The following is an 11572-nucleotide window of genomic DNA, read 5'->3' on the forward strand; positions in this document are numbered from 1 at the left end:
AAAAATAACCCAAAAGAAGGGATTAAATCCCTAGGGAGTTAGAGATGAAGAAAAGACTCAGCCACCGGCAACTACGGCACAACCTCCCCTTAATAGCTACCGTTCTCTTTTCCTACTGTCTTTTCGGTTTACTCGGACTCAAGTTAGCCGTCCTTCCTGGAGATGTGACGGCGGTTTGGATACCAGCGGGAATTGCTCTGGGGGCTGTTTTGGTCTGGGGGAAAAAGATTTGGCCGGGAATTATCCTGGGTTCTTTTAGTATTTCTTTAGTATTTAATCCCACTCCGGTCAGTTTGGCGATCGGTGCCGTCACCTCTGTGGGCAATACTTTGACACCTTTATTTGGGGCATTTTTTATTAAACGTTTTACCCACAGTCGTTATCCTTTTCATCGGGCAATTCAGGTATTTCATTTTGTGGGTTGGGGCGCGATCGCCGCTCAAATGATTGGTGCCACTGTGGGGGTGGGGGCGCTCTGTCTGGGTCAATTTGTCCCCTGGTCAAATTTTGCCCCATCGTGGATTACTTGGTGGGTTTCTAATGCCGCAGGGGTATTGATTTTTACCCCGTTACTGTTAACTTGGTATCGCTTTTTGCCTAGTATATATAGTATATACCGAGAAATCGAACCAGAAAATTTTGCCTCTAGGGTTTTTAAGTATTGCCAGCTTTTTTTGCCAAAAAGTCAATTCTCTCGCCTGGAACTTCTCAGTTGGCTATTGCTTTTTGAAATTGTAAGTGTTTTAGCGTTTTGGCAGGCTTACCCGGTGGAATATTTAACGATTCCCTTATTAGTTTGGGCGGCTTTTCGGTTTCCCGAAAGCGGGACAACCTTGGCGATCGCCCTAACTGCTTTTACGGCGATCGCGGGGACAATTTTGCAGCGCAGTTCCTTTGTCCGGGACGATCTGAATATCTCGCTGCTTTTTTTAGAATCATTTATTGGGGTAATTTCCGTCGCCACCTTAGTGTTAATGGCGGTTTTGACAGAACGCCGTGATGCATTATCGGGGTTAAAAAAAGCCAAAGACGAGCTAGAAATGCGGGTGATCGAACGCACCCAGGAACTCTCGCAAGCCAATGAACAACTGCAACGGCAAGAACTGCATTTAAGAGAAAAAGCTGAATCTCTTGCCCAAACTTTACGGCAACTGAAACAAACCCAAGCCCAACTAATTCAAAATGAAAAAATGACCAGTTTGGGGCAATTAGTCGCCGGAATTGCCCACGAAATTAACAACCCAGTCAGTTTTATTTATAGTAACCTCCAGCCCGCCCAAGAATATTTCCGCGATTTAATCGAACTGATATCTCTTTATCAAGAAAGATACCCAGAACCAGAGGCAGAAATTATTGAGTTTGAAGAAGGAATTGATTTAGAATTTATCCAGACAGATTGCTTGAAACTTTTGGAATCAATGCAATTTGGTGCCGATCGCATCCAAAAAATTGTGTTAAGTCTCCGCAATTTTTCCCGCTTAGACGAATCCGCACTTAAGTTAGTAGATATCCATGAAGGAATTGAAAGCACCCTGTTGATTCTGCAACATCGTCTTGAGGGTTTTAACGCTGATAAAACCAGCGGCAGTAATCATCAGCCCATTGAGGTGATTAAATCTTACAGTGTTCTGCCCAAAGTTGAATGTTTTGCCGGGGAAATTAATCAGGTTTTGATGAATATTTTAACCAATGCGATCGATGCTATTGAAGAATGCAATCCACCAAAAGAAGGCCAGATCAAAATTAAAACTAGCTTGTTAGAAGATGAGCGCGTGTTGGTAGCGATCGCGGACAAAGGTGGAGGGATTGATGTCGCTACGCAATCGCAAATCTTTGACCCATTTTTCACTACAAAACCCGTCGGTCAAGGGACGGGATTGGGGCTTTATGTTTGCTATGAAACAATCGTCAACAAGCATCATGGGGATTTAATTTGTCGCTCAGAATTAGGGGTGGGAACTACTATAGAAATTATTCTGCCTATTCGCCACATTCCCGAAAAAAAGGGGTAGGGTGGGTTAGACCCGCCGGTAATTTTAGCAACTAACAGATAACTTTCCCGTTGATTACTGAATGGGAAAACCAGGAATGAGGCGATCAATTTCTGCCATTAACTGCATAGTTTCTTTCAGGGCGATCGCAATTTTTTGATAATGCAAAACCTCATCAAAAGATAAAATACGGCTGGCTTTCTTACGGTCTTTCAGCCATTTATCTAAAACCTGATAACCGCCAATCTTAAAATCCCACAATTCCGGGGTAATCCCAGCAAAATAGCGAGTTTTATTAATATAAACCCGCTGTTCTTTAGCTTGGTAAGTTACCTCCGTCACGGCATTATCCCCCTCACCACCAACTTTGGTAATTAATTTATTGAGTTTTTTGGATTTCATTAAATGTAAATTGACTAATTCCTCCCCTTTTGTCCCCAAGTCTCTAAATAATTGGTCATTGCTGGTTAAAGGAACGCGGGGAAAGTCGATTTTCAGAAATTCGGCATAGCGTTGGCGATAGGTAGGACTGTGGAAAATCCCGTAAATATAGTAAAAAATGGCTTCTGGGGTGGGGACGTAGCCCAGTTTTTCTCGAATAGCTTCCAAAAATCCTTTAGAAAGATTGGCGGATTTTTCAACGAAAAGATTCCCTTGTTGATTTTGCGTATCAGGATAGGTATAGAGGGGAAAAACAAAACCATTATTTGATGTTTTGGGTGACATACAGATTACTTCTACAATACTAGAAGCAACTTGTGCATGAGCAAACGTTTCCCCTTTGGTTAGTCGCGATGTTATCAGAGCAAGATTATTCCCAGCCAGCAGATGCCTCATCACTTCAGAACGCGGCATACAAATAAAACCTCTTGTTTGTCCTGTGTAGTAAGTAAACCTAACATCAAAAGGGCGATATAATACGGAAACAATTTTATCATTTTCTATTGGACTACGGTTTAAATCTTTTTGAGCCAGGTCAACTTTCCAGTCTCGTGCATCTTTCCCAAGATTATATTTATTTCGTGCTGTTTCAACCGGGAGAGAGGCAAAGTCTGTCACCGTATCCATCACTTCCTGCGATGACCATTTGATTGTTAAACTATCCCTAGCGGTGACAATTCCCACAGAATTGACCGGCATGATTTCAGTAATTTTCCAGCCCTGATTATATTCACCTAATAAATCAGTATCTTGGGGAATAAACAGATAAAATGGCGATTGGGGATTGAGTTCTGTCCAATCAACTGTGGTGACATCATGTTCTTCCAGATAGCGATACTTATTTTCTCGCGAACCGTAAACATGGGCGTGATAAATTTTAGTCATAGTAATTTTCTACTCGGTTTTCCATTCTGTTTCTGGAATATTGGCACTGACCATAATGTTGCGTAAAGTACCAATGGGGAGGTTTCGTCCTTTATGATAAGGAACGATTACCTGAAGTTGATCTTCGATATTTCGCCACTTGCGATGACTGCCTTTTTGAGACACTAATTCAAACCCATATTGTGCTAAGATGCGCTCTACATCATCAGCATTCATTTGTCGAATGCGAGTCATCCCACCGATACCTCTCTTAAAACCGCACCTGATTTAAGTTCAATCGTATCGGGTTCTAAATAAAGCGCGATCGCTTCCCGAATATTTTCTAAAGCTTCTGATTCAGTTTCTCCTGCTGACACACAACCGGGCAATTCTGGACACCAAACCGCCCAATCACCTGTTTCCGAGTCGAGTTCTAGAATGACACGCCATTTCATATTCTTTACTCTGTTAAAAATTGGTTAATTTTGAACCATTATAGCAATATTTTAAGTTGATGTTGTGGGATTGTACCAACTTTCTATAGGTAAATCCCGCACGGTTTGAATCCGCTGAAAGTCGCTATCCGCAGACACCAAAATTAAATTGTGTTGCAGGGCGATCGCGGCAATCCATAGATCATTTTGACTGACTCCCAGATCGATTAGTCGAGTTCTTCGGCGTTTACTTTTCTCTTTTGGCCCAAAACGTCGCATCAACTCTGCCTGAACTGCGCCATAAATTTTAGCAGTGCTTGAGTCGATCGCATAGATGAATATATTCTGCAAAAATTTTTCGACTAGCTGAAGATTATTCTGCTGATTTTGAGAATTTTCGGCCATATAAATCAATTCAGCTTGTACAATGACACAAGTTGAAACCTGCGCTTGACCGAGGGCTGATAACTGAGCGATAATATCAGGCTGATGCTGAATAGCTAAACTACAGTGATTGGTATCTAATAAATACATAAAATTTCTTAGTCTTATTTCAATTCTTCCGTCTCATTGTCATCAGTAGCAATATAGAACTTGCTCCGAGATTGATGGACTAACTCTAAACATTCATCAAAGTCATCCCCCTGCCATTGACCAATGTTTTCCAGGGTGTTTAAAATTGATGCGGCAGTAGAAGGCTTAGGTTTTACTATGGATGAATCAGAAGACCGGGACTTGAGAAAAAGCAGAAATTCTAAGGCGATCGCCAATATTTCATCCGGTGTTTGTTCAATTTCTTGGCGCAATTGTTCTTTAACCGACACTGGGTTAGATTCAGGGTTGGTGATAATTTCTTGAGTTTCCATAAATCTTTCCTCCATTAGCTTGGCGATTTGGGATATTTTACCATTATAGCAACGGCCACCCCTTGCTGAATGTCAAACACATTCTTATCCTGTGAACCATCGGGGGCTACTTCTTTTTTCTTACTATTCCCATGCAAGTCTAGCAGATAGATTTTGTCAAAGGTTTTTGCTAAACTTTGACGCATTCCCCGAAAAGTAGGGTTATCTAAATAACCATGATTGGTAATAAAAGCGAGAATACCAGAACCAGTTTGATCAATCCGCCATTGCCCAAACCGGATAAATTTTACATAGTCATCTTGTAACCATTTGGGATTTTTTTCGTCTAAAGGTTTGCCATCCACAAAATAATAATCTTTGATTAATCCGGCAATCCATTCGCTTTTATTGGCAGAATGTCCAGCATAAGGGGGATTTCCTAACACTACCATTACCGGGGCATCCCGTTTAATTGAGGAGGCTTCGTTGGCTTCTTGGGCAACAAATTGACCGAATAAAATATCGGATTTTTTCATGGCTTCATCCAAGGTATTGGTTAAATAGATGCCTAACCGTTGTTTGTGGGTAAACTTGTAGCCTAATTCCTGAAGTTGTAGCCCTAATTTCAGATGCGCGATCGCATAAGGTGCCATCAACAACTCAAACCCAAATAATCGATTGAGTAAATTTTCCCGGACATAACTATCCCACTGAGAAGCCATGCCAATATCGGCTAAATTGCGGTAAATCTGCTTAATCACCGCATATAAAAACGTGCCGGTTCCCGTTGCCGGATCGAGAATTTGCACTCTGGGCTGTTGGGTTTTGCTATCTTTAGCCGTATCCGCTAAACCTAACGGTAAATCAAAATCTTCTTTGAGGATAGCATCCACAGAACGGACAATAAAAGATACTACTGATTCAGGAGTATAATAAACCCCGCGACTTTTACGCAATTTGGCATTATATGCCGCCAAAAATGTCTCATAAAAATGCACTACGGGGTCTTCTTGTTGTTGGCCAAAATTTTCTAGAATGCTGCCCATATCTACTTGGGACAACAATTGCACCAAATCATCGATCGCCCAATCAATCTGACTCAGTGCATCGGTTTCCACAATGGTATTAAATAATCGCTTTAAAAATGGATTGGTTGCCGGAATATAAGTCCCTGCGGTGCGTCGAGTAAACTTGTCAGCCGTTGGATTTTGAGTATGACCAACTCTAGCCGCAAATAGCCCATAAGAAATTGTTTGAGCATACATATCGGCAAAGTCAGAATCATTTAAATCGGGCAATAATACCTCGCTAAATCCCTGTTTTAATTGATGTAATTCACCAGATTTTTGTTGTTTTTCTGCTTCTAATTCCATCGCCGTTGTCACCGCTAACCGAATCGCCTTGGTTAACCGAGCCATTTGTTCCGCTAATTGTTCAGGGCTACTAATAATTTCGCCCGAATAATTGAGAAACTGCTCCAGTAATGCGGCTACTTGATCGGGGGATTTTAATGTCAGCTTTTGCTCATTTTTTTCGGCTAAAACCTCCTTGAGTCTTGGCTGACCGTTCACATACCAGCGAAATTCTAAATAATTGGTTAAGATTAGATTGGGAAAAGCTTCTCGATAGCGTTGTAATTGCTCCGTTTTTTCTACTTGATCTAAATCTAAATCAATATCTTTGGCCTCAATATAACCGACCAGTAATTCTCGACGGTTAACCGTAAAATCGGGAACTCCTGCTTTATTCCCGGTTTCTTCAATGACCGCATCAATTCCTCGATCGCGATCGTCGATCAAGTTTTTTAATGCCGGATAATGGCTGCGTTCGCTACCTTTTTGTAGATTCTTTTGAATCGATTTGAGATAAGCATCAAAAGAGATAGTGGGCATTGAATTAATTTCCTATTTTGGTGATTGGCCGCAAACTGAAAAAAAGGCGATCGCGGGGGCAGGCTTTTACCGGCTTCTAATCTATCATATATCTGGGGTCGTGCTTGCCCCGAATAAAATCATCTATCCTATAATCATCTATCATAAAGTCATAAACATATAGTAAAGCGAGTAAAGCGCGAATCATAAAGCGGAAAGTCAACGGGCTGAACGGTTAGCCGCCCAACTTCGATCTGCCGGACTATAACCGGAGGAATAGTTATTAGTTATTAGTTATTAGTTATTTGGAGTTTTTCACAAATAACTAATAACTGATAATCTGATAATTAGGACTTACGCAACGACTCTATATATAGGGTATTGGTGCGTTACTGCTCGGAACAACACCCTACCGATATCTAATTATTGAAAAATGTCCGCTATATAGAGGTAGGGTGGGTTAGGTACGCCGGTAATTTTGACAACAAACAGATAACTTTTGATTCGTGCCTATACCCAGCGACTGAGATGTATCGGATACATTAAACCAAGCCGCAACGGTGACGATAAAATATTCCCATTTGAGAGACTTAGCTACAAGTTTAGTCGTGTCAGTTCATCAATGAATGGGAAAACCGGGAATGAGGCGATCGATTTCTGCCATTAACTGCATGGTTTCTTTCAGGGCAACCAAAATTTTTTGATAATGCAACACCTCATCAAAAGATAAAATCCGGTTGGCTTTCTTACGGTCTTTCAGCCATTTGTCTAAAACCTGATAACCGCCAATCTTAAAATCCCACAATTCCGGGGCGATGCCTTCAAAATAACGGGTTTTATTAATATAAACCCGCTGTTCTTTAGCTTGGTAAGTTACCTCCGTCACTGCATTATCCCCCTCACCGCCAACTTTGGTGATTAATTTATTGAGTTTCTTGGATTTCATTAAATGTAAATTGACTAATTCCTCCCCTTTTGTCCCCAAGTCTCTAAATAATTGGTCATTGCTGGTTAAAGGAATGCGGGGAAAGTCGATTTTCAGAAATTCGGCATAGCGTTGGCGATAGGTAGGACTGTGTAAAATCCCGTAAATATAGTAAAAAATCGCTTCTGGGGTGGGCAGATAACCCAGTTTTTCTCGAATCGCTGTCAAGAAATCTGAAGAAAGGTTAGGAGATTTTTCAGAAAATAAATTACCTTGTTCATTTTGAGTATCGGGATAGGTGTATAGGGGAAAAACTTGATTTCCTTCTCGACTTGTAGTGGATAATACACAACTTTCTGCTGGAACATCTGAGCACCACACATGATGAAAACCAATAGTTGCTTGTTGTCTTGAGCAAAGCAATGATAAATTTTCTTTAACCATATTTTGTTGTAATACGGTTCTAGGGTAATCCATTGCCACTGTACTGTAGTAACAAGGTCGCCAATCAAAAGGACGATAAAGGCAATTAATCAGACCTGTTTCCCAATTTTCATCTGCACGAATTTGCGTTCTAGCAGTCTCTACTTGCCAATCTCTATTATCTTTGATGTTATATTTATGCTTGATTTCATCATTAGAGAATTTCCGATCTCTAAAATCTTGAAATCTTTGTCTAAGTATCTCGCGATCGAAATCAATGGCAAAATGATCTCTATGAGTTTGAAAGCCTAGAGTATTAACGGTAAAAATTTTAGGTATTTCCCAATAATTATCATATTCTAATCTTAAATCAGTATTTTGGGGAATAAACAGATAAAATGGCGATTGGGGATTGAGTTCTTGCCAATCAACTGTGGTGACATCATGTTCTTCCAGATAGCGATACTTATCTTCTCGTGAACCGTAAAGATGGGCGTGATAAATTTTAGTCATAGTAATTTATTAAGAAAATACATTAAGAAAATAGTTGGTTAATTAGCTCGTCACGAGTAAGCTCAAAATGAGTTTCAATATCTCGTAAAATTGCGCTGAGAGTACCAATATCATCGAAACCAATATCTCTAAGTTTAGTTTTTCGTCTTTGGCTTTGCTCTTTTCATATCCCATATTTTACCATTATAGCCACCGCTACTGATTTTGTGCTGCCTGACGACCCTGTGGATAGTATCAATCAACCAGCGATCGCCGGACTAGAACCAGAAGCATATTTATGGGTTATTATTTATTATTTATTAGTTATTAGTTATTTGGAGGTTTTCAGAAATAACTAATAACCAATAATTTGAAGTTACTGAAAAATATCCGCGATCGCGATCGCCAAACCAGGAAGTAATGGCGAAGCTAAAGTATCCCCATCTAACAAAGTATTAACTCGCTGAAGTTGGGCATCATGGCGACGATAGATATCGAGGGTTTTCAGTCGCCAATTCACAATCCAATATTCTTGCACTCCATAAATAGAATAGAGTTTTAACTTTACCTCTTTATCTCGTTGTTCATTGGTTTCTCCTTCCGAGAGAATTTCTACCACAATTTCCGGGGCAACAATCAAATGTCCCGCGTCGTCCACCCCCACCGCCAAACGCTCTTTGCTAATCCAAACTAAATCGGGAATTACTGCATCAGTGGGGCTAAAAATTAACCCTGGGGTTTGGATTGGTTTACCTAGTTTAGTTTGTCTAGACCAGCGTTCTAGTTCAAACTGAATGTTACCAATGGCACTTTGATGCCGAATATGGGGGGCACGAGTCACGAATAGTTCTCCATCTATAATTTCATAACGTTTCCATCCGCCATCATCAGGCATGGCGTCAAGGTCTCTGGTTGTCCAGCGTAGTAAGTTAGCGACCATTGCAGTTTACCGTTGAGTCTATTTCTATTTTAATCACTTATTTTACCGATCGCACTAGAGATCGCTCTTGGGTGACTAATAAATTGAAAAAAAGCGATCGCCATATTGAGAAATATCTGTGGTTTATTTCATTGAAGTTACTGGAAAATCTCCGCGATCGCTTAAGCCGCGATCACCTAAAATCAGTAATTGTTCTTACGATCGCCCCATCATAAAGTGGAAGAAAATCTAAAGATTATGGTATTTGACCCATGTTTTTGACTTAAGTCAAACCATTGGCAATTTCCTGGCCTTAAAATAGTAAACAAATAGTAAACAAAGATACTTTTCCAGAGGATTTACGATGTTTTGCGAACAATGCGAACAAACAGCCAGCGGACAAGGATGCCACCAATGGGGCGCTTGTGGCAAAAGTCCAGAAGTCAATGCGGTTCAAGACTTATTAATCTATCTCTTGCGTGGGCTTGCTCCCGTGGCAATCCGAGCGAATCAATTGAGTATTTCCACTCAGGAAATCGATCGCTTTACCTGTGAAGCTATCTTTGCCACCATGACCAATGTTAACTTCGATCAACATCGGTTTACGGATTATATTCGACGGGCGATCGCATACCGGGAAAACCTCAAAACCCAAATTGAACAAGCCACGGGTGCCACAGAAAACTGGTCAACAATTTCCTGTTTTGAGCCTGATTTTGAGGACAGTTTATCCGCCCAAGGGGAAGATATCGCCCTGAAATTTATCAGCCAATCTGGTGCAAATGTCGATATTTTTTCCCTCAAATTAACGGTACTGTATGGCATTAAAGGCGTTGCTTCCTATGCCTTTCATGCTCAAGAAATGGGGCAGGAAGACGATCGCATTTATCAATTTTGCTATGAAGCCCTCGCCGCTTTAGAACGCCAAGACCTCACCCTCGATGATTGGCTGAAACTGGCGCTAAAAGTTGGCGAAATTAATCTGCGGACGATGGAATTGCTTGATGCTGGACATACCGGCACTTTTGGTCATCCCGTCCCCACTCCCGTTCCCCTGAATGCCAAAGTAGGCAAAGCAATTCTCGTTTCCGGTCACGATATTCCCCAACTGGAAGCGGTGCTCAAACAAACCATGAACAAGGGAATTACTGTCTACACTCATGGGGAATTATTGCCCGCCCACGGTTATCCCCACCTGAAACAAAACTACCCTCATTTTTATGGGCATTATGGCACCGCATGGCAGAATCAAACTAAGGATTTTGCTAAGTTCCCAGGGGCGATTATTATTACCACCAATTGTTTAATGCCGCCCCACGAAAATTATCAGAATAAATTATTTAGCCTTGGGCCTGTTGGCTATCCCGGATTGAATTCTATTCCTAATGGGCCTGATGGACTGCCGGACTTTTCCCCCGCAATTAATAAAGCTTTAGAGTTACCAGGATTTACGGAAGCAACCGAACCTCGTCAGGTGACGACTGGTTTCGCCCGCAATGCGGTTTTGAGTGTGGCCGATCGCGTCATTGAAGCGGTGAAAGCGGGACAAATTCGCCACTTTTTCCTAGTTGGTGGCTGTGATGGGGCAAAACCCGATCGCAACTATTACACCGAACTGGTGGAAAAAGTCCCCAGTGATTGTGTGGTGCTCACCCTCGCTTGTGGCAAGTTCCGTTTCTTCGACCAAAATTTAGGCGATATTGGTGGCATTCCCCGCTTATTGGATGTGGGACAATGTAATGATGCATATTCAGCGATTCAAATTGCGATCGCCCTAGCCAATGCGTTTAATGTGGGGGTGAATGAATTGCCCTTATCCATGATTTTGTCCTGGTATGAACAGAAAGCGATCGCGGTCTTACTCACCTTACTTTATCTAGGAATTCAAGATATTCGCTTAGGCCCAACTTTGCCCGCATTTTTATCACCTAATGTGTTGAAATTGCTATCGGATACATATCATATTAAACCCATCAGTACACCGGATGAAGATTTAGCCGCTTGTTTGGCTAAGGTTTAACAAATACCCGTAGGGGCAAAGCATTTCGGCAGATAAATTATTGATAAAAACCATAACTTATATACCGAAATGCTTCGCCCTCCCAATAATACCGTAGGGGCGAAGCATTTCGGCTGATAAATTATTGATGAAAACGAATAACCTATATACCGAAATGCTTCGCCCTCCCAATAATACCGTAGGGGCAAAGCATTTCGGCTGATAAATTATTGATGAAAACGAATAACCTATATACCGAAATGCTTCGCCCTAGTCTAAGATAAAAACTACACCGTTTTTCAGATTACTGAACCGCGATCGGGCGAAGCATTCCGGTATTTAATTTAATATTGTAGGGGCGAATGGCC

At 41.3% G+C, this 11572-nt stretch carries 11 protein-coding genes; 3 read left to right on the forward strand and 8 right to left on the reverse strand.

All coding sequences use genetic code 11. From position 1 onward, the window contains the following. Window positions 1-44: 44 nt before the first annotated feature. Complete coding sequence (locus ABWT76_RS15675) at window positions 45-2012, forward strand: MASE1 domain-containing protein (RefSeq protein ID WP_054464399.1); 1968 nt, start codon at window positions 45-47, stop codon at window positions 2010-2012. A gap of 54 nt (window positions 2013-2066) precedes the next feature. Here ABWT76_RS15675 and ABWT76_RS15680 read toward each other — a convergent pair whose 3' ends face one another. From ABWT76_RS15680 to ABWT76_RS15715, 8 genes are all read right to left on the reverse strand, one after another. After that, the gene (locus ABWT76_RS15680; RefSeq protein WP_190877574.1) at window positions 2067-3317 is read right to left on the reverse strand and encodes a type ISP restriction/modification enzyme; all 1251 of its coding nucleotides are present in this window, start codon (window positions 3315-3317) and stop codon (window positions 2067-2069) included. Window positions 3318-3326: 9 nt separating this feature from the next. Beyond that, a complete protein-coding gene (locus tag ABWT76_RS15685; RefSeq protein WP_190877576.1) occupies window positions 3327-3551 on the reverse strand; it encodes a type II toxin-antitoxin system HicA family toxin in 225 nt (74 codons plus the stop codon). After that, on the reverse strand, window positions 3548-3751 hold the full coding sequence (locus tag ABWT76_RS15690) for a type II toxin-antitoxin system HicB family antitoxin (RefSeq protein WP_190877578.1): 204 nt from the start codon (window positions 3749-3751) through the stop codon (window positions 3548-3550). The genes ABWT76_RS15685 and ABWT76_RS15690 overlap by 4 nt, the downstream gene beginning before the upstream one ends. Window positions 3752-3802: 51 nt before the next feature. Then, window positions 3803-4264 (reverse strand): type II toxin-antitoxin system VapC family toxin, encoded by a 462-nt coding sequence (locus tag ABWT76_RS15695; RefSeq protein ID WP_190877580.1) that lies wholly within the window; start codon window positions 4262-4264, stop codon window positions 3803-3805. 14 nt (window positions 4265-4278) lie between these two features. Further along, the gene (locus tag ABWT76_RS15700; protein ID WP_190877582.1) at window positions 4279-4596 is read right to left on the reverse strand and encodes a hypothetical protein; all 318 of its coding nucleotides are present in this window, start codon (window positions 4594-4596) and stop codon (window positions 4279-4281) included. A 14-nt stretch (window positions 4597-4610) separates the two neighbouring features. Beyond that, on the reverse strand, window positions 4611-6467 hold the full coding sequence (locus ABWT76_RS15705) for an N-6 DNA methylase (protein ID WP_190877584.1): 1857 nt from the start codon (window positions 6465-6467) through the stop codon (window positions 4611-4613). Window positions 6468-7065: 598 nt separating this feature from the next. Next, window positions 7066-8307 (reverse strand): type ISP restriction/modification enzyme, encoded by a 1242-nt coding sequence (locus tag ABWT76_RS15710; protein WP_354634589.1) that lies wholly within the window; start codon window positions 8305-8307, stop codon window positions 7066-7068. Between the two features lie 355 nt (window positions 8308-8662). Beyond that, entirely contained in the window at window positions 8663-9226 is a 564-nt protein-coding gene (locus ABWT76_RS15715) for a Uma2 family endonuclease (protein WP_354634590.1), read from the reverse strand. Here ABWT76_RS15715 and ABWT76_RS15720 point away from each other — a divergent pair. Together ABWT76_RS15720 and hcp are read left to right on the forward strand one after the other, a co-directional pair. Next, window positions 9226-9441: a hypothetical protein gene (locus tag ABWT76_RS15720; protein ID WP_054464407.1), complete on the forward strand. Its 216-nt coding sequence runs from the start codon at window positions 9226-9228 to the stop codon at window positions 9439-9441. The two genes, ABWT76_RS15715 and ABWT76_RS15720, sit on opposite strands and share 1 nt — an antisense overlap. 128 nt (window positions 9442-9569) lie before the next feature. Then, entirely contained in the window at window positions 9570-11225 is a 1656-nt protein-coding gene (gene hcp, locus ABWT76_RS15725) for a hydroxylamine reductase (protein ID WP_354634591.1), read from the forward strand. The last annotated feature ends 347 nt before the right edge of the window (window positions 11226-11572 follow it).

Source organism: Planktothricoides raciborskii GIHE-MW2, from assembly GCF_040564635.1.
In the GTDB taxonomy this organism is placed as follows: domain Bacteria; phylum Cyanobacteriota; class Cyanobacteriia; order Cyanobacteriales; family Laspinemataceae; genus Planktothricoides; species Planktothricoides raciborskii.